This window comes from Thermosporothrix sp. COM3 (genome assembly GCF_059696735.1).
The window spans coordinates 1,201,296-1,224,125 of record NZ_AP019376.1; the positions used below are offsets into that span (position 1 = coordinate 1,201,296).

The 22,830-nt window shown below is 57.5% G+C and carries 12 protein-coding genes and 1 pseudogene; 8 read left to right on the forward strand and 5 right to left on the reverse strand.

From position 1 onward, the window contains the following. Window positions 1–176: 176 nt before the first annotated feature. From cutA to KTH_RS05200, 3 genes and pseudogenes are all read right to left on the reverse strand, one after another. Window positions 177–491 (reverse strand): divalent-cation tolerance protein CutA, encoded by a 315-nt coding sequence (gene cutA / locus KTH_RS05190; protein ID WP_497616892.1) that lies wholly within the window; start codon window positions 489–491, stop codon window positions 177–179. 76 nt (window positions 492–567) lie between these two features. After that, a complete protein-coding gene (locus KTH_RS05195) occupies window positions 568–1,521 on the reverse strand; it encodes a hypothetical protein (RefSeq protein ID WP_497623315.1) in 954 nt (317 codons plus the stop codon). 54 nt (window positions 1,522–1,575) lie between these two features. Then, a pseudogene (locus KTH_RS05200) lies at window positions 1,576–1,779 on the reverse strand (helix-turn-helix domain-containing protein); the annotation flags it as partial. Window positions 1,780–1,966: 187 nt separating this feature from the next. On the opposite strand from KTH_RS05200, the gene KTH_RS05205 reads away from it, so the two are divergent. The 3 genes from KTH_RS05205 to KTH_RS05215 all read left to right on the forward strand — a co-directional run bounded on the left by KTH_RS05205 (window position 1,967) and on the right by KTH_RS05215 (window position 3,451). After that, a complete protein-coding gene (locus tag KTH_RS05205; RefSeq protein ID WP_497616894.1) occupies window positions 1,967–2,170 on the forward strand; it encodes a hypothetical protein in 204 nt (67 codons plus the stop codon). Window positions 2,171–2,252: 82 nt separating this feature from the next. Next, window positions 2,253–2,555 carry a hypothetical protein gene (locus KTH_RS05210; protein ID WP_497616896.1) on the forward strand — a complete coding sequence of 101 codons (303 nt, stop codon included), beginning with the start codon at window positions 2,253–2,255 and terminating at the stop codon, window positions 2,553–2,555. Between the two features lie 317 nt (window positions 2,556–2,872). Next, window positions 2,873–3,451, forward strand: a complete 579-nt coding sequence (locus tag KTH_RS05215) for a hypothetical protein (RefSeq protein ID WP_497616898.1) — start codon at window positions 2,873–2,875, stop codon at window positions 3,449–3,451. Window positions 3,452–4,165: 714 nt separating this feature from the next. On the opposite strand, the gene KTH_RS05220 is transcribed toward KTH_RS05215, so the two are convergent. Beyond that, on the reverse strand, window positions 4,166–4,597 hold the full coding sequence (locus KTH_RS05220) for a GNAT family N-acetyltransferase (RefSeq protein WP_497616900.1): 432 nt from the start codon (window positions 4,595–4,597) through the stop codon (window positions 4,166–4,168). Between the two features lie 236 nt (window positions 4,598–4,833). Then, window positions 4,834–6,681 (reverse strand): PAS domain-containing sensor histidine kinase, encoded by a 1,848-nt coding sequence (locus KTH_RS05225; RefSeq protein WP_497616903.1) that lies wholly within the window; start codon window positions 6,679–6,681, stop codon window positions 4,834–4,836. A 763-nt stretch (window positions 6,682–7,444) separates the two neighbouring features. Between KTH_RS05225 and drmD the strand changes: the two genes are divergently transcribed. From drmD to drmB, 5 genes are all read left to right on the forward strand, one after another. Further along, window positions 7,445–10,633, forward strand: a complete 3,189-nt coding sequence (gene drmD / locus KTH_RS05230) for a DISARM system SNF2-like helicase DrmD (protein ID WP_497616905.1) — start codon at window positions 7,445–7,447, stop codon at window positions 10,631–10,633. Window positions 10,634–10,717: 84 nt separating this feature from the next. Beyond that, window positions 10,718–14,959, forward strand: coding sequence for an Eco57I restriction-modification methylase domain-containing protein (locus KTH_RS05235; protein WP_497616906.1), 4,242 nt, complete (start codon window positions 10,718–10,720; stop codon window positions 14,957–14,959). A 37-nt stretch (window positions 14,960–14,996) separates the two neighbouring features. Continuing rightward, the gene (locus KTH_RS05240; protein WP_497616907.1) at window positions 14,997–17,126 is read left to right on the forward strand and encodes a UvrD-helicase domain-containing protein; all 2,130 of its coding nucleotides are present in this window, start codon (window positions 14,997–14,999) and stop codon (window positions 17,124–17,126) included. Window positions 17,127–17,147: 21 nt separating this feature from the next. Next, window positions 17,148–20,948: a DISARM system helicase DrmA gene (gene drmA / locus KTH_RS05245; RefSeq protein ID WP_497616909.1), complete on the forward strand. Its 3,801-nt coding sequence runs from the start codon at window positions 17,148–17,150 to the stop codon at window positions 20,946–20,948. After that, window positions 20,945–22,810, forward strand: a complete 1,866-nt coding sequence (gene drmB / locus KTH_RS05250) for a DrmB family protein (protein ID WP_497616911.1) — start codon at window positions 20,945–20,947, stop codon at window positions 22,808–22,810. The genes drmA and drmB overlap by 4 nt, the downstream gene beginning before the upstream one ends. Window positions 22,811–22,830: the final 20 nt, after the last annotated feature.

Sequence of the window (22,830 nt, forward strand, 5' to 3'; positions counted from 1 at the left end):
GAAAGGCTGAACGTGCAACGGATCCGGATCCTGGGCGCTCACTTCGATAGCTGGAAGGAGAGCGACCAGGCGTTCGCAATGGTGCAGCATGCCTCAGCAGCGAGGAATCTCCTCTTCAACAACGCAAAGGGGAGATTCTCGCTGAAGCGTCCGAGCCATGAGCCTGAGCGGGGTGCTTATCGCGTCTCTGCTTCTATCCAGTCAAGGTATTCCTTCTTACCCGCAACAATCGGGAGGACCGTCACTTGAGCGCAGGAATAGGGGTGGCTTTCCACAATAGCCTTCTCAACCCGGGGGTACAGCTCCCGGCGCGTCTTGGCCTCAAGTCGCCACTCGTTGTCCTCTTCCTGCTTGCCTTCCCACCGATACACCGATTGGATAGGGAAGAGATGGACGCATGCGGCCAGATGCTGTTCTACCAGCTTTCGCGCGATCGCTTTCGCGACATCCTCTGAATCAACAGTTGTGACAACCACGATATATTCTGACATGTATTATTCCTCCTATTTCTTTCTTTCACTCCTCAACGGCTTCATAGAGCCCTTGCAACGTTGCAGCCATAAGCATCTAGAGTCGGAAGACTTCTTCTACTGCCGAAAGAGACGGATCTTTTCCCCACCTCTGTTTTGCCCTGTAGTAGCTAGCCGCAAGCTTGTTAAAATACAAGCGAGAATTGATCTTCCTGGCCAGCTCGGCTGCTTCTACGAGTGCAGTGACATAGGCTTCACGCTCTTCGCGCTGACACTGAATCTCTGTCTGATAGTATAAAAGATCGACCTTTGTAATGGGTTCCCTCTCCGGATCATTTGACTCCTTTTCCATCGCCTCAAGTGCTCTCGCTGCCTCATCGGGTTGATGAAGAAAGAGACGTGATTGAGCGTCACCAAAGACATACAGGGAATAACGGCTTGCGCGTATATACGGGTAAAACGGATCTTCCTCCGGGATCCGGGGATACGATTCGTATGCGAGCCCCATAAATCGCATAGATTCCTGAAGTTGCCCACGCATCGCGTATAGCTCAGCCGCCCCTGCATAAACGCGGCCCTTCAGAAGTGGTGACATTGTAGCCGTAAAGAGCGATTCTGCCTGTTCAAAACACTGTATTGCATTCTTGCTGTGTACGTCAATAAGGAGCGGCTGAGATGAGCAGAGATGAAAATGATAATCAATAAGGCGGAGTAGAGCAGCTATTTGTAGTTCATGGTTTCCTGCCGCTTGCGCATACAGGATAGCTCGACGGCCCGCCATCGCTGCCGCGCTATAGTCTTCCCGATCAGTTGCCAATTCGCATGAGATGATGTAGGCTATTGCTGCGAGCCGCGCTGCTGGTATCTGAAGTGGTCCCGGTTGTTGTGCCAGTGCTGCACATTGTTGAAGGTAGAGCGGCAGTATCGCTTCTACCTGTCTGGTATGCCCGCTATAGTATAGGTCTAAACAGGCTAAAACTCCCCTTTCATACATCGAAAGCAAATCATTGGACCAGGCATCAGAAACTGCATTCAGTCCTACAATCCCCATGAGCCTTAAAGCGCTCCGCCTGTTCATATCGTCCTCTTTTGCAAAAAACTCCTGTATTTGTTTGCTGTGGTGGGGGGATATGCCTCTCTTCCCGCACTCCCACTTTGATATTGTGGGTTTATCTACTCCCAGAGCATCAGCTACAGCCTTTTGAGATAACCCCCGCTCTTCGCGGAGTGCTCTCAACATAGCGCCATCCACATTGAACCCCCTATTATTATGTAACAAGCAACCAAAGCCCAGTAATATATGATTCATAGTTTACATTAAATTTGCACGAAATGACAACCTGAATGACAATCCAAAGCCAACTAGAAACGCCTTATTTTTCATGTATGCTTTGTATAGATGCGTGACAACCGGAGTCCTTTAACGCACCGGTACCCGAACGATGAGCCGGTTGTTGTCGCATCCTGCTAGTGGAAGAAGGAAAAGAGGTGATCGTATGTTGAGTATCAGACTCACTCTATTTCAGCTTGCAGCCATCGTGTATAGCTGCGAGCACAATCTAGCCAAGCTAAAATCTCCCGTGAAGACGTGGGAACAGGAGCGCCGGGAACAGCTCATAGACCGTTTTTTAGAACTGGTCTGGGACACGGTTGAAAGCGCGACGGATACACAGGAGATGCCTGGTCAGCCGCTCTCCTGAGACGCGTCACGGGCTGTAGGCCTTTATGGGGTAGCCAGCCAGATCTGACGCTACCCCAGAAATCCCTGAAAAGAGGCAGAGGATGAAAAACGAGGTACTGCAAAAGTTGCTTGACGGCATGAGACCCGACGACCCCTACAACAAGCTTGTACAAATGGCGCTCGAAGGTGAAGAGCTCCATCCGTTCGAGGCGAAACAGATCGCAGTTATGTGTTCGCGGTTGGAAGGGAAGACAATGACACCGGAGGATCTGGGATTACAGGTAGCACCAATGCCTCCCCAAATAAAGGAACAGCTCGCCAGGATGGAACGAGAGCTTGAGAGAAACCCGGGGAACAGGGTAGCAAGGGAGATGCTGGAGACGATACGCCAGATATACTCGTAAGTCCACCAACGCCGAGCGAATCCCTCTACGTCGCTCACATCCTGTATGTTACCGGAAGGGCCTGACACGTCGGGCCCTTCTTTTCTTTTGGGGTATGCACAACTCACCGGAAAATCTGTGAATACATATTATACACATAAGCTGATACACTCCTTTGTTTTGCCCGATCTTCTCTATAATCAGCCGATCAGTGGGCCCTGGTCGCTCCTTTGTGAGCGAGGTAACGAAGAAAATGGTTATTTCTGGCTGGCTGTCTCGTCTCATGTAATGGTACATCTCAATCTACTGTTTGCTGTCTAATGAAGGGAGATCTGCACGTGCAAAAGGCAGCGATACCGCTCCTGAGCTCCTGGCAAAATTTCTATGTCATTGTCGGTTCTGCCTCTGTAGGACTGATCAGCCTGATGTTTGTCGTTTTGTCTCTGATTGCATCGAGGAACAAGCGCAAATCGAGTGAGGTGACCGGGGTCTTTGCCACCCCGACGGTGGTGCATCTCTGTGCCGCTTTTCTCATCGCCGCGATTTTCAATGCGCCCTGGCCTGAACTCTGGTATGTTGATCTTGCTCTGGGTATCTGTGGGCTGGCGGGGGTGCTCTACGGCCTCGTCATTTTCTGGCGGGCGCTTCGTCAGTCCAAGTATCAGCCAGAACTGGAAGATTGGATCTGGCATATCATCCTGCCGTTTCTTTCTTATATGGCTCTTTTTGGTGCGTCCCTGGTGATACCTGCGAATGCGGTGCTGGCGCTCTTCATTGTTGGAGCGGCAGCGGTGCTCTTTCTCTTTATCGGGGTGCATAACGCATGGGACAGCGTCACCTATATGATCTTTGTTATCGAGGCGCGGCAAACGCAAAAGGAGCAAGAGCAGAAGGCTGAAGAACTTTCAAGCCTCTAGCGTGTAGGGATAAGTTAAAGTGTAAAATATGGAAGTGTTTTCTCTCGATCCTCATTTTACGGAGGTGACAAAACAAGAAATTTCAAGATTCTGTGTATCCAGGGAAAATAGTGGAAGAAGGTAGTAGAGGTAAGGAGAAGAAGAAAAATAGCTGAAGGAGAAAAAAGATCATTTTTCTTTCAGCTAACAAACTGGAGAGGCGTTTATGTTTGGATCGCTCCTTTTCTGATTATCTCTGATGGGAAGCGTTTTGGCGGGAATTGCTCGCATTATTGTGCTCTATCAATTCTGGCATCAGAAGAGCGTGGCCCAGGAGACCCGCCGTAGTATACGAAAAATGATGTATGTATATGCCTTGCTCCTCTGCCTTTTTGGGGGGATACCGGGTTATTTTCTCCTCTCCATGCCCGGTTGGAGGTGCCCTGAGGAATACATCTGTACTCCTCTGCCGACGCAACCTCCTCAACCGCCTGGCTGTCCTGAGGGGATGGTCTGTACTCCCAAAGAGCAATAGGGCAGGCTGTGAAAGGAGGAAATAGCAGGGGCAGGTGAAAGCGTGATGTCTGGAGGCGGCAAGAGGCGTGCGTGAAGGCAGTTCCGGCTGCTTGTTCCGCGCTGGCCTGCCAACAGACCCCGCATGCCTCGTCGAGAGCCTCCCGGAAGCGAGCTAGCCAGGGTCCTGCGACCAGGAGGGCGTGAGGCAGGGAAAGCGCGTTAGCTGTCACTCGCTGAGGCGCGCGGAGCAGGTTGAGCTCGATGCAGTACCATCTGAGATGGAAAGGCTTGAAAGCCGTGCGCCTCATAGAAGGGGACGAGGGATTGCTGACAGAACAATGTCACGGTTTCGACCTCCTGAAGTCCGTCGAGCAGTTTTGTCAGAAGGAGGCTTCCCAGGCCTTTGCGCTGGTGATCTGGCCGCACTGCCACATCATCAATGTAGGCGTGGAAGTGTCCATCTGACACCGCCCGGGCAAAGCCTACCAGTTGATCCCCGTCCCAGGCTCCGACTGCCAGCGCGTCCTGAAGCACCTGCGCAATCTTCTCGGGGGTGCGCTGTGGCCACCAGCCGACATGTGTGTACAGTTCGCGGACCGCTCGGGGATCAATGGGGCGCTCGTGATGGAATGCGATCGTGATAGCTGTCATTGGTCTGGCTCCTGATCTTTCTGATCGGCTCTCAAGGATGTGATCAGAACGTGTTGTCTCTTGAAGTGCTTGCATGTCCTTCAAGATGGACTGGTCCTTGTCCAAATGCAAGGAAGCTCTCGGAGTATATCAAGTTTGCTTGTGATGGTCAAAGAGCAGGTGTGCAGGCAGGATGAAAGCAGGAGTGGACTTGTATGCTCAGTGGCCAGAACGAAGGCCCTCAAGCGCGCGTGGCATCACGACGTGATGGGGAGGGTAAACCAGAAGGTCGAGCCCTCTCCGGGGGTGCTCTCAACGCCTATTTCTCCTCGGTGTTCGGTGATGATCGCCTGGCAGATGAAGAGGCCGAGTCCCAGTCCCTTGCTTGACCCCCTCTGAGAAGAGATGCCTTTCTCCCCTTGAGAAAAGGGCCGCCAGAGCGCCTTTTGAGCTTCGAGAGAGAGGCCGGGCCCCTGATCGCGTACCCAGATCCGGACCATCTCGTTCTGAAGGGTAAGCCCGATGTGGACCGGCTTCTCGGGGGGAGAATAGCGCAGGGCATTGTTGACGTAGTTGGTGATGACCTGGCGAATGCGGTCGGGATCGGCCTGCACCGTGATGTTCTCCTGCTCGGGCAGCGTCAGTTGAAGGGTGCGTTCTGGAACCAGGACACAGAGATCCGCGATGCATTGACGGAGCAGCGCCACGATGTCGCAGGGCTGCAAGGAAAGCGACAGGGTGTGTGACGTGATGCGTGAGACATCCCGTAAATCATTAATCAGGCGTGTTTGCCCGTCAATCTGGCGGAGGGCATCATCCAGCAGCTTTGGCAGCTCGGTCACAAAGGTTTGCCATTCCTGAGGGAGGTTGTCCACGGTGCTGCTCAGGCGCTTCAGGCGTCGCTGAAGCAATTGAAGAATGGTGCGAAGAACCGTGAGCGGCGTTTTCAGCTCATGGCCAGTGATCCCGAGGAGGAGATCTTTTTGTCGCTCCATAGCTTTGTGTGCGGTCATATCCAGCACGAATAAGAGCGCAAGCGGTACAGGCCCTTCCCGCCGAAAGGTTGTCCCGCCCATCAGTACCGGGACGCGTCTGCCCTCTTTGCTCACAAGCTCTATTTCATAAGGAGGGAAACGGTCCGTCCGCGCCAGTTCCTCCCGTAGCTGCATCACTCTATCCTGATTGTAGGAGGGTATCAGTTCTGTCCACTGAAGGGAGCCCGCTTCAAGGTCCGCTCGACTATACCCGACAAGGGAAAGAAACGCGTCGTTCGCCTCATAGATCCGGCCCCGGGCGTCGATGACGAGAATCCCGAGAATATTGGAGTCGACCAGGCCACGCAGGCGGGCCTCACTCTCCTGTAGGGCCTGCTGGATACGTTTGTTTTCGTCGATATCGGTTGCTGTGCCAAACCATTTTATAATATGTCCCTGCGCATCAGTAAGAGGCAGAGCGCGTACCAGAAACCAGTGATAGAGGCCGGTCTTTCCCTCCCGAACGCGATATTCAATCTCGTAGGCCTGCCCTGTCTGGATGGCGTTATGCCAGGCTGCCAGCGCCCTGACCTGGTCATCGGGATGGACGAGCTGGAGCCAGCCATCTCCTTTCAACTGATCGTAGCTTGCTTGCAGATACGTAAAACAGCGCTGGTTGAAATAGTCGAGCCAGCCATCAGGCCGGGCGGTCCAGACCAGATGGGGAATCGTCTCCGTGATGATCCGAAGCGCTTCGTGGCTCTTGTACAGCGCCGTTTCTGCTTGTTTGCGTTCGGTGATATCGTGAATATAGATGGCGATGCCCCCGCGCGAAGGATACACACGGACCTCCACCCATTTATGCAAGAGCGGGTGAAACGCCTCAAAGGTGACCAGTTGTTGCGTGCGTAAAGCCGTGCGATAGCCGTGTTCAAAGGGCGTGCCAAGCAGCTCGGGAGCTGCCTCCCAGAGGCGCCGTCCCAGTATGGCCGCGCGAGGTTTACCGAGGGCTGTTTCTATCCATGCATTGACATAGGTAATGCGCCACTGCGAATCGATATGAACCAGGCCATCGGTAATGCTCTCCAGCAGGGTGATTGCCCATTTGTTTTCTTCCTGGTGTTGCGCCACAATGTCAACTCCGGCAAGGCAAAAAGCTGGTCGCTTGAATATCTCTGTCTTTTCATTATAGATGAGGGATCAACGTCAAGTATAGGGGAACCGCCTCCCATGAAGCTGCGGGATCTATGGAGCAGCCTGTCAGGTGCGATCCAAACGGGAGCGTGAACCGGGGCTCCGATCCGCAAGGGAGTCCTGCCGCTTGCGATTGGATCTTCAGGCGCGGAGAACGTTCTACATGCTAGAGGAAGAGGGGGTGAAGGCGCTGTAAAGTCCATCCTCTTTGTGCTGATGGGGCTCCTGAAGCCGCTCTTGTGTGGTATGCTTGTGTATTGAGCTCATCACTATATTGCGAAAGATGCAAAGAAATGGTATCTTTGTCTTATCCCCGATTCAGAAAGCGTCTGGCATCAGGAACGAAGCCGCTGGCAACGACCACAACGGTCCAGGCGCGCAAGTATGAGATTTCCTGTTCTTTTTCTGGTTTTCTCTCTGGAAAAGAGGTATACTATTCTCTGCAACAACTGTGAAAGATATGGTTCATCAACGGACCAGTATTGTCGTCCTATTCCTGTTCTGCTGCCACCGGGAACCTTCCATTCCCTTTGTCTGGTGCCTCGCTTGAGATGCCTGTTTTCTCTTTCAGCGTCTCATGAGCCTGCTCGCTTCTGAGCCATGAGAGCGCCAGCATTTCCTGTATTTCTAGAGTAAACAAAACAACAGAAGATAGACAAGAGACTGTTCCTACTATCTATAGAGTGAAGGAGACGCCTCATTGGGCTACACGAGTGCTATTCCTGAACCGGGCCAGCTTGTAGAAGTGCGCCGTCGTCGCTATGTCGTCGTAGACATTGTACAGAGCACGCTTCCTTCTTCGGGAAAGCAGCATCTGGTCACGCTCTCTTCGGTCGAAGATGATGCGCTTGGCGAAGAGCTTCAGGTGATCTGGGAAGTTGAGCCCGGAGCCACGGCCATCGAAAAGACGCCGCTCCCTGCACCCACCGCAGGGTTTGATACTCCGCAGCGCCTGGATACGTTCCTGAATGCGGTGCGCTGGGGAGCCGCTTCCAGCGCCGATATAGAGGCCATTCAGGCGCCATTTCGCAGCGGCATTGATCTGGAAGATTACCAGCTTGACCCGGTCGCGCGGGCGATTCGGATGCCCCGCGTTAACCTGCTGATCGCCGATGATGTTGGTCTCGGCAAAACGATTGAAGCCGGTCTGGTCATTCAAGAGCTGATTATCCGCCATCGCGCCCGCAAGATCCTGATTCTCTGCCCCGCACCGCTTCAGGTGCAGTGGCGCGAGCAGATGCGCGACAAATTCGGCCTCGAATTCCGCATTATCGATAGCAAGACGGTCAGTGAGCTGCGGCGAGAGCGTGGTCCCTACGTCAACCCGTGGAGTCACTTCCCGCGCCTGATCGCCTCAACCGAATATTTCAAGCGCGAGCGCCCGTTCCGCCTCTTTACCGAAACCCTTCCGCGTGAAGGAGAGTCGGTCTATCCCCGCAGCTATGACCTGCTGATCGTTGATGAGGCCCACAATATGGCTCCGTCCGGGCGCGGCAAATATGCGACCGATTCGATTCGCACGCGGGCGCTGCGCCGGATTGCGCCTCACTTTGAGCATAAGCTGTTCCTCTCGGCCACCCCGCACAACGGTTATCGGGAGAGCTTTACCGCCCTGCTTGAGCTGCTGGACAACCAGCGCTTCGCTCGGGGCGTCGAGGCCGATGACAGGCAGTTGCGCACTGTGATGGTACGTCGTCTCAAGTCCGAGCTGGAAAAGCGGTGGGACGGCTCGCCGCGCTTCTCTCGCAGAAAGGTGGAGCCGATCGAGGTGCAGTATACCGACGAAGAGCGGGAGATCCATCGCGCCCTGCATGAATACACGCAGGAGCGGCTCAAGCGGCTGCGAACGAATGGCGATCAGCAGGCACACTACGCGATGGAGTTTGTCACCAAGCTGCTCAAGAAGCGCCTGTTCTCCTCCCCGAAGGCCTTCCTGTTGACGCTGCAAAAGCATATGGACACGCTGGCACACCCCGACCGCAAAGAGACCGTCTCGCGTCGGCCACAGATGGGCATTTTGCGGAAACGGCTGGAAGAGATCGAGGAAGAGGACCTTGATGACGAGACGCTCAGCGATACAACCGCGGAAGCGCTGGAGATCGCGGCCTCGATGCTGACCGATATCAGCCAGCGCGAGCGCGAATTGCTCGACGTCATGCACCGCTGGGCCGAGCAGGCCGCGACCAGACCCGATAGCAAGGCACAGGAGCTGATCCGCTGGCTGCATGCCACGATCAAGCCCGGTGATAGCTGGTCAAGGGAGCGCGTCATTATTTTTACGGAGTTTCTGGATACGCAGCTCTGGCTCTATAACCTGCTGGAACGGGAGGGCTTCACTGAGCGTGGTCCCGACGGTCAGCGGCGCGTGCTGCGCCTGTATGGCGGCATGGAGACCGAGGAGCGCGAGCAGATCAAAGCGGCCTTCCAGGCAAACCCGGACGATGCCTCGGTGCGTATCCTCCTCGCGACCGATACCGCTTCCGAGGGTATCAACCTGCAAAACTACTGTTCGCGCCTGATACACTATGAAATCCCCTGGAATCCGAATCGCCTGGAACAGCGCAACGGGCGTATCGACCGGCACGGGCAGCGGGCTCCGGAGGTGCTCATTCACCATTTTGTGTCGAGTACCTATAAGCAGGCCAGTAGCGCCACCCGCAGGGATCAGCTTGATGATGATCTGGAGTTTCTGGGAACGGTGGTTGAAAAGCTCAAGCAGATTCGGGAGGATCTGGGCAGCCTCGCCCCCGTCATCGCCACGCAGGTCGAGGAAAAGATGCTCGGCTATCGGCGCACGCTGGATACCACGAAGGCGGAGCAGAATCTTCCCTCGAAGCGGGTGAAGGCGTTCGAGAAGAAGCAGCGCGACGAGCTCAACAAGCGTATCAAGCAACTGGAGGAGCAGCTTGGGAAAGAGCGGGATAAGCTGAAGCTGTATCCGGAAAACATTCAGGCCGTAGTTGAAACCGCGCTGGAGCTGGCGAAGCAGCCGCCCTTACGCAAGCGCATCCTGGAAGATCCGCACGGGGTCTATCCGCCAATTGAGGTCTTTGATGTGCCCGAACTCAGTGGCAGTTGGGCGCGGTGCACCGAGGGGCTGGAACACCCGTTGATGCGGGACCAGCGGCGACCGATCGTGTTTGATCATGCTCTGGCTCGCGGGCGTGATGATGTGGTGCTGGCTCACCTGAACCATCGCCTGGTGACGATGTCGCTGCGCCTGTTGCGGGCCGAGGTCTGGTCACAGGGCGATCAGCGCTCGCTCTATCGCGTCACAGCGCGAATAGTCCGGCATCATGCGCTGCGCACTCCGGTGGTAGTGGCCCATGCGCGCCTGCTGATTCTGGGAGGCGATAACCAGCGGCTGCACGAGGAGCTGATTGTTGCGGGCGGCGCTCTGACCGGCGACGGCTTTAAGTCAATGGATGCCGATCAGCTTCAGGATGTGCTGGATGCTGCCGGAGATAATCCGGTCTCCGCGCGCGTGCAGGCGAGCATTCGCGGGCTCTGGGATAGCCATCGGGACGCGCTGGCAGAGGCGTTAGGGCGACACATGAACAAGCGAATGCGCAGTTTAAAGGACACCCTGAGGAAGCGCGAGGAGCAAGAGAAGCGCGATATTACGACGGTCCTGCGCGAGCTGCAAACCAACATTCGGAAAGAGATCGAGCCACGCACCGGGCCGGCTCAGCTCATGCTGGAAGGCTTCTCTGACGCTGAGCGCGAGCAATATAAACGCGATGTGCAGGCGCTTCAGGAGCGTGCCGACGCGATCGATGGCGAGATTGAGGAAGAGGTGAAGCGCATTCAGCAGCGGTTTGCCAATCCTCAGCCGCGCCTGTTCCCGGTCGCTGTCACCTATCTCTTCCCGCCTCATCTGGCATACTAGGAGGCTGGCGCATTCTCCGCTGGTGGGGGAGTGCGCCCCGGTTCTATTTCATTATTCCTGTGGAAAGGATGCTGTGGCGTATCTATGGCTACTGAGACTCCAGCACGGCAACATGCCACCTGGCTTTCATTGATCGATATTTCCGGCCCATTTCTCAGCACGGCCGTTCTGCTTGAGGTGTTCAAGCATGGCCTTGACACGCGCTCTGATGAGGTGGAGGTGCGCCGCCGCCTGCGGACCGCGTACGATGAGTGGGCCGACAACCAGGAAGGGCTTCACCCTGATCGCGGGATTCATTATCAATGGTTGCGCTTCGTGCTGACCGATGTGTTGAATTTCCGCCCCGAGTATCTGCGTGAAGGTCAGCAGATCACGGAGAACCTTCGCTATACGGTGAAAGAGCATGGCGAAACGCTGTTCCCGGATCTGGTGATTCAGGCTCCCGATGAAGCGCAGCCGCGCCTGCTGGTGCAGCTCTACCCGATGCGGCAGAATCTCGAAAAGGCGGTCACGGACTCGGTCTGGAAGGTGTCGCCGGCGACGAAGATGATGGAGCTGTTGCGCGGGACCGGCATGCGGCTCGGCCTGGTGACGAACGGGCGCTCCTGGATGCTGGTTGACGCGCCCCCGCAGGAAACGACCGGCTACTATACCTGGGATGCCACGATCTGGACCGAGGAGCCGATCACGCTCCGCGCCTTCTACAACGTGCTTGGCATGTATCGCTTCTATGGCGTGCCGGACGAGGAGACGCTCGAGGCGCTGCTGAGCAAAAGCGCGGAGTCGCAGCAGGAGGTGACTAATCAGCTTGGCGATCAGGTGCTGCGGGCGGTCGAGCTGCTGATCAAGACGCTGGATCGGCTCGACAAGGACAGACAGCGCACCCTGTTGCAAGATGTGGACGAGAAGACACTGTACGAGGCGGCGCTGACGGTCATGATGCGGTTGGTCTTCCTGCTCTCGGCGGAGGAGCGCGGCCTGCTCTGTCTGGGCGAGGCGCTCTACGACCAGAACTACGCGATCTCGACGATGGGCAAACAGCTTCGCGAACAGGCCGACCAGCAGACTGAAGAGGTGCTTGGTCTGCGCTACGATGCGTGGAGCCGCTTGCTGGCGCTCTTCCGTATGGTTTATGGTGGCGTTGACCACCCGGATTTGCGCCTGCCTGCCTATGGCGGTCATCTCTTCGACCCGGATCGCTTCCCCTTCCTTGAGGGGCGCCCGCAGAAGACAAGCTGGCGCACCACTCCGGCGCATCCGCTCGCGATCGATAACCGCACCGTGCTCTACCTGCTGGACTCGCTGCAATACCTGCGGGTGCGCGAGGCGGGCGGCACCGAGCGACGCCGCCTCTCGTTCCGGGGTCTCGACGTCGAGCAGATTGGCCACGTGTATGAGGGCCTGCTTGACCATACGGCGAAGCGCTCCACGACGACGATTCTGGGCTTGCAGGGTACGAAAGATGCCGAGGCCGAGACGACGCTTGAGGAGCTGGAGGCCCATGCCGCGAAGGGCGAGGAGGCGCTGCTTGCCTATCTGGCTGAGCTGACGAAGCGTGGCGTGTCTCCGTTGCGGAAGGCGCTGCACCAGACGCTCGACGATCCTCAGGCGCGGAGCCGCTTGATGGAGGCCTGCGACAACAAGCAGGATATTTTCTCCCGGGTGCTGCCCTATGCCGCGCTGTTGCGCAAGGATAGCCTGGGCAACTATGCGATTGTCACGCCCGGCTCGATCTATGTGACCAAAGGCGCCGAACGCCGCCAGACCGGGACGCACTACACGCCGCGCAGCCTGACCGAGCCGATCGTGAAGCACGCGCTTGATCCGCTGGTCTATGTTGGCCCGGCGGAGGGCAAGCCCGAGGAAGCATGGCAGCTCAAGTCGGCTCCCGAGTTGCTGGAACTGACGATCTGTGACATGGCGATGGGCTCGGGTGCGTTTCTGGTGCAGTCCTGCCGCTATCTGGCCGAGAAGCTGGTAGAGGCCTGGGAGCGCGAGGAGCAGCGTTTGCGTCAGGATGGGCGGAAGGTGCTGGTCATCACCGATTCCGGCGCGCTGACGATCTCGCAGGGGGAGTACAGCGAGCTGCTGCTTCCGAACGACATCGAGGAGCGGTTAGCGCTGGCCCGGCGTATGGTGGCCGAGCGCTGTCTGTATGGCGTGGACAAGAACCCGATGGCCGCCGAGATGGCGAAGCTCTCGCTCTGGCTGGTCACGCTGGCGCGGGAGAAGCCCTTTACCTTCCTCGATCACGCCCTGCGTCACGGCGACTCGCTGCTTGGCGCCTCCGATCAGCAGCTAGAGAACTGGTCGCTGGTGAACGAGAAGGGCGAGCCAATGAGGCCATTTGTGCATAAGAGCATTCAACGGCTGTTGCAGCTTGTGTTGGAGCTCCGCAAGCAGGTTCGTGCCCTTAGCTCTAACACGATCAAAGATGTTGAGAAGAAGGAACGTTTGCTGCGTGAAGCGGATCAGGCGCTAGAGATTGCGCGTCTGGGTGCTGATATTCTGGTCGCGCACAACATGGATAGCAAGAAGAAGCGCGCGGTCAAGGCAGACGACCTGAGCATGTCCTTCATCCCGGTTGCGGAAGGGTACATTGAGGGGATCAAGAATCGTCTGACAGAGGAAGGCAAGCGGTCGAACCGTGAAGCATATAAAGAGCTCCGGGCGGAGGCAGACAAGCGGCTGAAGGGGCGTAAGCCGTTCCACTGGCACCTTGAGTTCCCCGAGGTCTTCCTGTACAGGAACGGTGATGCCGGTTTCAGTGCCATCGTAAGCAACCCGCCGTTCCAGGGAGGGCAGAAGATCACTGGCGCTCTGGGCACCGATTATCGCGATTATCTGGTGAAATATCTGGCGAAGGGGAAGCATGGAAGTGCTGATCTGTGCGCCTACTTCTACCTGCGGGCAACGGGCTTGCTACAACAGAGGGGAATGGCTGCACTTGTTGCGACGAACACGATTGCGCAGGGCGCCACCCGTAAAGTCGGTCTGGACCAGCTTGTTGAGGAGGGTATCACGATTCCTCGTGCGGTTCCTAGTCGTCGCTGGCCCGGTGACGCCGCTTTGGAAGTTGCGTATGCATGGTTGTACAAAGGGGACTGGAATGGGCTCTGTGTCCTCGATGACAGGGAAGTGATCAGTATCACTCCTTATCTGACTGCTCCCGGCAAGGCGCAGGGGAAGCCGCTTCCGTTGCTGGCAAATGCACAGAAGTCCTTTATTGGCTCTTTGGTGCTGGGTATGGGTTTTGTGCTTGAGCCAGAAGAGGCACAGGCACTGATTGCAAGGGATGCGCGGAATAAGGATGTGCTGTTCCCGTATTTAAATGGGAAGGATTTGAATTCTCAGCCGGATCAGTCACCAGGCCGGTGGGTCATTAACTTCCACGATTGGCCTCTTGAGAAGGCACAATTATATCCTGATTGTTTGGATATTGTTATTGAACGAGCAAAGCCAGAACGGGATGTGAATAATGATCGGAAAGTGAGAGGGAAATGGTGGCAATTTAAGCGTCCTACCATAGATCTTTACTCCACCATCGCTCATATGCAGCGGGTGATAGTGCGGGCAAGAATAGCTAATATGCATGCACCGGCTTATGTACCTAATGGTTGGGTTTATAATGAAAAGACAGTTGTTTTTGCTCATTGTTCTTTCACTGTTTTACAATCCAGCATTCATGAGGCTTGGGCAAGAAAATACAGTTCTACCTTGAAAGCCGATATGCAGTATACCCCTTCGGATTGCTTCGAAACCTTCCCCTTCCCTCGTTCGCTTGACGGGCTTGACGATATCGGGAAGCGCTACCATGAGCATCGGCAGGCGATCTGTTTGAGGCGGCAGGAAGGGCTGACCACTGTCTACAACCGGCTCCACAACCCGAAGGAGAAGGCCCCCGATATCGTCGCGCTGCGTGAGCTGCATCGGGAGATGGATGAGGCCGTTGCGCGCGCCTATGGCTGGACCGACCTTCAGCTTGAACATGGCTTCCACGAGACCGCGCAAGGGCTCCGCTTCACGATCTCGGAGCGGGCGCGCCTGGAGGTGCTGGATCGCCTGCTCGAATTGAACCATCAGCGTCACCGCGAGGAGCAAGCCGCCGGGCTCGTCGATAAGACCGGTAAGCCCACGAAGAAAGGAAAAGCATGGCTCGAACAGCGTAAGAAGCAGGCCGCGAACGGGCACAATGGTCACCATCCCGCCGCGCACCCCTCCAGGAGCGGCAACGAGGCCGATGACGACAAGGAGGGCGATAGACAAAACGGCTATCGACAGCAGGACCTCTTCGGCTCCGAATACGAGCAGCCAACCCTCTTCTAGCACACAGATCGAGCAACCAGAGAGGATATCACACGCTATGACGGCACAACGCCAGCTTTTGATCAAACCAACATTTCTGCAAAACATGCTCGCGCTGCCGGGCAAAGAGCTGCATCAGATCATGGAGAAGGTCAATATGCTCACCGGCGATCCCGAGCCAGCCGGCAAAGTGAAAGTGCCCTTCCAGCGCTACTGGCAGCAGGGCATCAGGCTCTATCGGCTCCGCGCCGGGCACTATCGCGTGTTCTACACCTTCGACAAGCAGTATGTCGCGATCTGGACGCTGCGGCGGCGCGACGAGAGCACCTACGAAGACGAAGTCGACCTCGAAGACGACGAGCTGACACCCGAAGAACTGGCGGGGCTGGAGCAGGCCGCGGCCAACGCCAGACAGCGCCCCGACTGGGATGCGATCATTGCGAAGATGCAGCCAAAAGAGGAAACGACGCCCTTCCCCGAGCCGATCACCGAGGAACTGCTGACGCGGCTGCGTATCCCGAAGATCTACCATGCCCGCCTGCTACCGCTCAAGACGCGAGAGGCATTGTACGACTGTCATGGCCTTGATGATGAGACGATCCTGCGCCTCGACGAGTACATGTTCGAGAAGCCAATAGAGCTCATTCAGCAGGAACCCACCCTTCAGGCGCTTGGCGGCGTTGATGACCTGCTGCGCTACAAAGAAGGCGAGCTGCTCGACTTCCTGCTGAAGCTCTCGCCCGAACAGGAGCAGTACACGCGCTGGCCGCTCCACGCAAGCGGGCCCACGATGGTCAAGGGTGGTCCCGGCACCGGCAAGAGCACCGTTGCCCTCTACCGGATTCGCTCCCTGTTGCAGCAGCTCTTGCAGGAGAAGTCCACCGCCGCGCCGCGTATCCTCTTCACCACCTATACGAACGCGCTTGTGAAGTCGTCAATGCAGCTTCTACAGCAGCTTCTGGGTGACTCGATGCGCTATGTCCGCGTGCAGACCGCCGACACTATCGCGACCGATGTGCTGCACAAAGCGCACGCCTATAAAGATATCCTCGATGAGAAGACCTTGCAGGAGATTCTGCACAAAGCGGTCGCCGAGGTGCGTTTTGAGGGGAGTCCGCTTCAGCAGCGGGCGCAACGGCAGGCCCTCATCCGCATGGGGAACGACTACCTGCGGCAGGAGATCGACACGTTTCTTGTGGCGCGCGAGGTCGAGAGCCTGCTGGAGTACCAGTGCATGGCGCGAACCGGGCGTAAGTATCGCCTGAACGGCTTGCAGCGTGAAGCGGTCTGGCGCGTCTATGAGCGCTGGAAAGAGCTGGTAGAGGCCACCGGTCAGGAGACGTGGCAACAGCGCCGGGTGCGGGCCGCTCGCCTGATTGACAGCCTGCCGTCCTACAGGCGCTATGATGCCGTCGTGATTGACGAGGCGCAGGATCTTGAGCCGGCAGCGCTGCGGCTGCTTGTGAAGCTCTGCAAGGCCCCAAATCGCCTCTTTATTACAGCGGATGCCAATCAATCAATATATGGAAGCAGCTTCTCGTGGAAGGAAGTGCATCAGGATCTCAATTTCCAGGGGCACACCAACATCCTCAAGGCAAACTATCGCTCCACACAGGAGATCGACGAGGCGGCGCACTCCTATCTGACCTATGGCGCGCTGGAGCCCATCGAGTACACCACGCACTATGTCAACTCCGGGCCCATGCCTGATGTGCGTGCCGTGTTGACCGCCAATCACGAGATTCAACTGTTGAAGGATTTCTTCACCCGGGCCTGCAACGCGCTCCGCCTGACACACAGCTCATGCGCGGTGCTCTGTCCGAGCGAGGGAGAGGGACGGCAGATTGCGGACGATCTCCGCGTTGAGGGGTTAGAGGCCACCTTTATGAGCGGCTCAGATCTCAACCTCAAGCGCCCGGGTATCAAAGTGCTGACCCTCAAATCCGCAAAAGGACTTGAGTTCCCCGTTGTTGCCATCGCGGGCTTTCTCAGCGGGCGCTATCCGGTGATAGACGAGCAGGCTCCTGAGGATGAGCAAGCCGAGATGCTGGCGCGGGAGCGGCGCACGATGTATGTGGCGATGACCCGTGCAATGCGTGCCCTGCTGGTTGTCGTGCCCGCACAGCACGAGAACGAGCTTTTAACCGGCTTCGATTCCACCTACTGGAATTTGAGCAGTAAGCAGTAACGAGCAAGGAAGGATGCAACGGTGCAGATAGTTCAACTCCCACCGCAACTGGACGCGGTTGACCTTGTTGCGCTCAACGCTGGCCTTCGTCGAGGCGAGATCACCTTGAACTGGAAAGCCGTCACGGAGGTCACGCAACCCCAATTACTGACCCTCTTGCGTGGGGTCCATCTCGATGAGGTTTCGGAGCTGATCGGCGAAGAGAGCATGTCTCCCGCCGTTCAGCAGGCTCTTGCAAGCGCCCTGGATCGGCTGGAGGAGCTGGAAGATGAGGACGAAGACGCCGAACCGACGGTGCGCAAGCCGATGCTGCAGGCGACCTACGACACCCCGGAAGTCTGGCAGCCGGCGCCGGAACCCGAAGAGGAGTTCGATTTTCAGGAAGAGGATGGGATAGTGTTGCCTCAGAGGCCGCCCGAGGTGCTCGAGCCCGTGTCACAGAAGCAGATACGGGATGATCTGATTGAACATGTTATGCGAGATCTGCTCGGGCCGCGTGGGGGGCCGGAAGAGGAGATTCCCCCCTCCGAAACGCGTGTGCGTGAATACTATCTGGTTGGCGTACTGGCTCCGGATAACGTGCAGAGCCTGCCTGAGGAGATCGATGAGCTCGACTCGGCTGAAGAGGGCGCTGACGAGGGGGCCGAGGAGAAAGATGCCTCGCAAACGCCGACCCTGATGCCCTCGTCGATCGGGATGAGCTTCTGTGTTGATTTCGCGGCTCGCTCGCTGCTGATCACCGCGCGATGGGCCCAGTATACGCGGATCCAGAGCGAAACCTATACGCAGAAAGATGGGAGCCCCGCAATGGTCTGGAAGCGCCAGCCGCGCGGCGGCACGTCGAAGCTGCTTCCCTTGCGCGAGGGGCAGATTGATCCCTGGGTCCCCGATCCGGAACAGCCAAACGTCTACGTCAAGGGTCTGGTTCGGCGAGGTGAATACAACTGGACCGTGACGCTCTATCTGGTCAACGGGCAGGAGGAGCCGAAAAAGCTGCGTGACCGGGCCTGGATCTTCCAGCCTGAACTGATCGTCGAGGAGCCGGAACATCGCCCGTTCTTCCAGCAGCGCAAGCAGCCCAACACGCGCGAGACGGACGATATGAAAGCGATGTCCATGCTCTATCGCGATAAGGTCAGCTTCGCGATTGGCCACGGCGTCAGTGTGCATGCTGAGACCGATAAGCTGGACCCGACCTGTGCGATCAAGCTTTCGACGACCTTTATTCCGCGCTACGAGGTGGCTCAGACCGAGGCTCCCGGCGTGGACGAGCTGCCCGCGCTGCAAGGGCTGGTCCTGGATATGCAGAAGCTTGCTGAAGCGCAGCCGGAAGAGCTTCCGCAGATGCTTGAGCCGCTCTGCCGGGCCTATGAGCGCTGGATCAGGGAGCAGGAAGACCGTGTTGCCAATCCCGGCTTGCATCGCCTGAGCGGGTTTGAGGATGTGGCGTCCAACGCGTTGAAGCAATGCCGCATGACGCTTGAGCGCATTCGGGAGGGCGTGGCGCTGCTGGGGACCGATGCCGACGCGGCGAAAGCCTTCGCGTTCATGAATAAGGCGATGTGGTTGCAGCGCATCCATACGCTCTACTCCGAGGCGCGCCGGCAGGGGAAAGAGTGTCAGTTGATCGATTTTAATATTGAACAGAATCGCTCGTGGCGTATCTTCCAGCTTGCCTTTATCCTGCTGAACCTGCCCGCGCTCAGCAATCCTGAGCACCCGGACAGAAGCGAGTCCCCCGAGGCGATCGCGGACCTGCTCTGGTTCCCGACCGGTGGCGGTAAGACTGAAGCCTATCTGGGCCTGACCGCGTACACGCTGGCGATTCGGCGGCTTCAGGGCGAGGTGGCCGGGCGCTCCGGGCTTGATGGCGTGGCGGTCATCATGCGCTATACTCTGCGCTTGCTGACGCTGCAACAGTTCCAGCGCGCGGCGGGCCTGATCTGTGCCTGTGAGGTGATTCGGCGCACCGAGCCGGAGACCTGGGGCGAGACGCCGTTCCGCCTGGGGCTCTGGGTGGGCAACCATTCAACCCCGAACACAACCGAGGAGAGCGCACGAATCTGTACCGATGAAAAGAGCGGGAGCTACCCATCAGGCAGCGGGAGCCTGGAGCAGCTCACCCATTGCCCCTGGTGTGGTTGCCAGATTCAGCCGCGTGTCAATATCGAGGTGGAGACGTTCGCGAAGGGACGCGGGCGCACCCTGATCTATTGCGGCGATGAGACCGGCAGGTGCATCTTCTCGAAGCGACAGGCCCCGCAAGAAGGGCTCCCGGTGCTGCTGGTCGATGAAGAGATCTATCGTCTGCTGCCCGCGCTGCTGATCGCCACAGTCGACAAATTCGCGATGCTGCCGCACAATGGCGCGACACAGATGCTCTTCGGACAGGTTGACAAGCGCTGTCCGCGGCACGGCTTCCGCTCGCCCGACCTGAAGGATGACGATAAGCATCGCAAGGCGAAAGACTATCCCGCCGTTGAATCGGAATGGCACGCGCCGCTGCGTCCGCCTGACCTGATCATTCAGGACGAGCTCCATCTGATCTCAGGGCCGCTGGGGACGCTGGTTGGCCTCTACGAGACGGCGGTTGACGCGTTGAGTACCTGGGAGGTGAACGGGAAAAAGGTGCGCCCGAAGGTGGTGGCCGCCACCGCGACGATTCGTCGGGCCGATTATCAGGTGCAGTCGCTATTCATGCGCAAGGTGCAGGTTTTCCCGCCTCAGGGCATCGATAGCAAGGACAACTTCTTTGCTCGCCAGCGCCCGCTTGAAGAGAAGTATGGCAGGCTCTATATGGGAGTCTGCGCCAATGGCCGGCGCATGAAGGCGGCGCTGATTCGCGTCTATCTGGCCTTCCTGATCGCGGCGCATCGGCTCTTCCTCAAATATGGTGAGGCGGCTGATCCCTGGCTGACGCTTGTGGGCTATTTCAACTCCATGCGTGAGCTCGGAGGCATGCGCCGCCTGATCGACGATGACGTGAGCACCCGGTTGCGCTCCTACTCAAAAGAATTGGAAATGGGGCGGCCAGTCGTGGAAGAAATGACCTCGCGCAGGCATTCCAGCGATATCCCGAAGCTGCTGGCTAAGATCGAGAAACCGTACCCGCTCGATGGGAAGGGGCGCGTTGATGTGCTGCTGGCGACGAATATGATTTCGGTCGGCGTGGATGTGAAGCGCCTGGGCCTGATGGTGGTTGGCGGCCAGCCGAAAACGACGTCGGAATATATTCAGGCGACGAGCCGCGTGGGCCGCAGCACGCCCGGACTGGTCTGTGTGGTGTATAACTGGACGCGCCCGCGTGATCTCTCGCACTTCGAGCAGTTCGAGCATTACCATGCAACCTTCTATCAGCAGGTCGAGGCGACCTCGGTGACGCCGTTTGCGCCCCGGGCCTTAGATCGCGGGCTGGCGGCTCTCTTAATCAGTCTGGTGCGGCTGAGCGGCACGGAGTACAGCGAGAACGGCAAGGCGGCAACCGTGATCGAGGCGGGTGACGCCCTGTTTCAGCGGGCAATCGAGACGATTGTGCGACGCGCCAATGCGGTCGAGAACAGCAGCGTAGAGGAGCGGATCCGCCACGATCTGGACGTGTTGCAACGATACTGGCGCAAGCTTGCTCATCATTCGGTCCTGGACTATAGCCTGAAACGGGATGGCAAGCAGGCGCTTATCAAGATGCCGAAGCCGGGCGAAACGGACCCGCTGTTTGTGTGTCCGACGTCGCTGCGCTCGGTGGAGCCAAACGTGCACCTGAAGATGTTGGATCTGACAGAAGATATGACCCTTACCGGTCAGGAGGGGGAGAGCGCCGAATGAAGGATAATCGAAAAGGATACTATGTCGGGGATGTGCGCCCGAGCCAGTTGATCTATACCTATGGGGTTGGCTCTATCATCGATTTACCGCATATCTCAACGATGATCCTGGGACTCGATCACTGGGATACGCATGATGTGCAGGAATTGCGGGAGGAGCGACTGCTTGCCTCGGTGCAGAAGGTGCTCGGGAGACAGGTCAAGCAGCTCCTGACGCCACCGCTGTCCGGTGACACCTCTCGCCCACGCGGGGATATTCAGCACGGTGTGCCTGTAGTGCCGTTCCCGCGTTATATGCGTTGTACGCTCTGTAACAGGCTGGCCCCGGTCGAGCAGTTCGACTGGGAGCCAGATCGCAGGCGTCCCGAGCGCAGCCGCTATGTCCATAAGAATTGTAGCAAAAAGAGGGAAGGCCCCGGCCCGATGGTGATCCCGGCCCGCTTTATGATTGCCTGTGAGGCGGGGCATCTGGACGATTTCCCGTGGTATGACTTTCTGCATGGTGAGCGTGCCTGCAATGCTGAACTGTACCTGGAGGAGCGGGGCGCGACCGGTGAAACAACTGACATCTGGGTAAAATGTATGACCTGTCAGGCCAACCGTCAGCTTTTAGAGGCATTTACCTCGAAGGAAGATGAGAAAAAGCGTGCCTATACGCCGGTGTGCCGTGGTCGTCGCCCCCATCTGTGGGATTACGAGAAGAAGGGGTGTCGGCTTGAGGCGAAACCGATCCTGCTTTCGGCCTCGAACTCGTGGTTCCCGCTGGTGCTCTCCGCGCTCTCGCTGCCAAAGCCCGTCCTCGGCCTTGACGAGCTGATTGAACAACATTGGGAAGATTGGCAACTTGTGACTGAACAGGGCTCCGTTCAAGTGTTTCGCAGAAGAGGGTACGCGTTCTATTACGCTGACTATAGCGATGAAGAGATCTGGCAGGCGATTCAGAAGCGGCGCGGTGATACTGTTGAGGAGCGAGAGATCACGATAGCTGATTTGAAGGTGCCCGAGTGGGAGGTGCTTTCACATCCCGAGAGCGCCCCGGAGGGACCGGATTTCAAGATCAGGCAGGCCTCGGAGTTCCCGGAGGAGTATAGAGAGCAGATCGAGAAGGTGGTGCTGATCGAGCGCTTGAAGGAAGTACGTGCGCTCACTGGCTTTACGCGGCTGGAATCGCTGAGCGACTACGCCGAAGATGAGAAAATCCCCCGGGACCATATCGCGCCGATTTCGCGGAAGCCGACAACCTGGGTTCCGGCCAGCGAGGTGCGAGGCGAGGGAATCTTTATTCAGTTCAATGAGGAGGCTATTCAGCGCTGGCTGGAACGGGATGCTGTTCGCAAGCACGAAGCGCACTTCTTCGGGCTGCACACGCAATGGCGGAAGCGTCGCGGCCTCCCGGAGCCGGAAGAGAACTTTCCCGGCTTGAGCTATGTCTTGCTGCACACGCTCTCGCACGCGTTGATGCGTCAGTTAACGCTGGAATGTGGCTATGCGGCGGCCAGCATTCGCGAGCGGATCTATGCAGGCGCTCCCGATGGTACGTCGATGGCTGGCATTCTGCTGTACACCGCAGCTTCTGACAGTGAGGGAACGCTTGGCGGCCTGGTAAGCCTGGGAGAGAACCTTGAGTATTACCTTTACAGCGCGCTAGAAGAGATGGGCTATTGCGCCTCTGACCCGCTCTGTGCGGAGCAGATCGATCGTTCGCGAGCCGATGAGCGTACCGTGCATGGAGCGGCCTGTCACGCCTGCCTGTTTGCACCTGAGACCTCGTGTGAGCGTGGTAATCGCTATCTGGATCGCTCGGTACTGGTTCCCACCATCACACGTGATGATCTGGCCTTTTTCAAGCAGCGTTCGCAGTAATAGCGATAGAAAGAGATAGA

What these genes read in the sequence shown, in the direction of transcription:
- KTH_RS05240 (WP_497616907.1), top strand. Translation starts at nt 14,997, where the DNA reads ATGACGGCACAACGCCAGCTTTTGATCAAACCAACATTTCTGCAAAAC.
- KTH_RS05235 (WP_497616906.1), top strand. Translation starts at nt 10,718, where the DNA reads ATGGCTACTGAGACTCCAGCACGGCAACATGCCACCTGGCTTTCATTG.
- drmB (WP_497616911.1), top strand. Translation starts at nt 20,945, where the DNA reads ATGAAGGATAATCGAAAAGGATACTATGTCGGGGATGTGCGCCCGAGC.
- KTH_RS05210 (WP_497616896.1), top strand. Translation starts at nt 2,253, where the DNA reads ATGAAAAACGAGGTACTGCAAAAGTTGCTTGACGGCATGAGACCCGAC.
- KTH_RS05195 (WP_497623315.1), bottom strand. Translation starts at nt 1,521, where the DNA reads ATGGGGATTGTAGGACTGAATGCAGTTTCTGATGCCTGGTCCAATGAT.
- KTH_RS05220 (WP_497616900.1), bottom strand. Translation starts at nt 4,597, where the DNA reads ATGACAGCTATCACGATCGCATTCCATCACGAGCGCCCCATTGATCCC.
- cutA (WP_497616892.1), bottom strand. Translation starts at nt 491, where the DNA reads ATGTCAGAATATATCGTGGTTGTCACAACTGTTGATTCAGAGGATGTC.
- KTH_RS05205 (WP_497616894.1), top strand. Translation starts at nt 1,967, where the DNA reads ATGTTGAGTATCAGACTCACTCTATTTCAGCTTGCAGCCATCGTGTAT.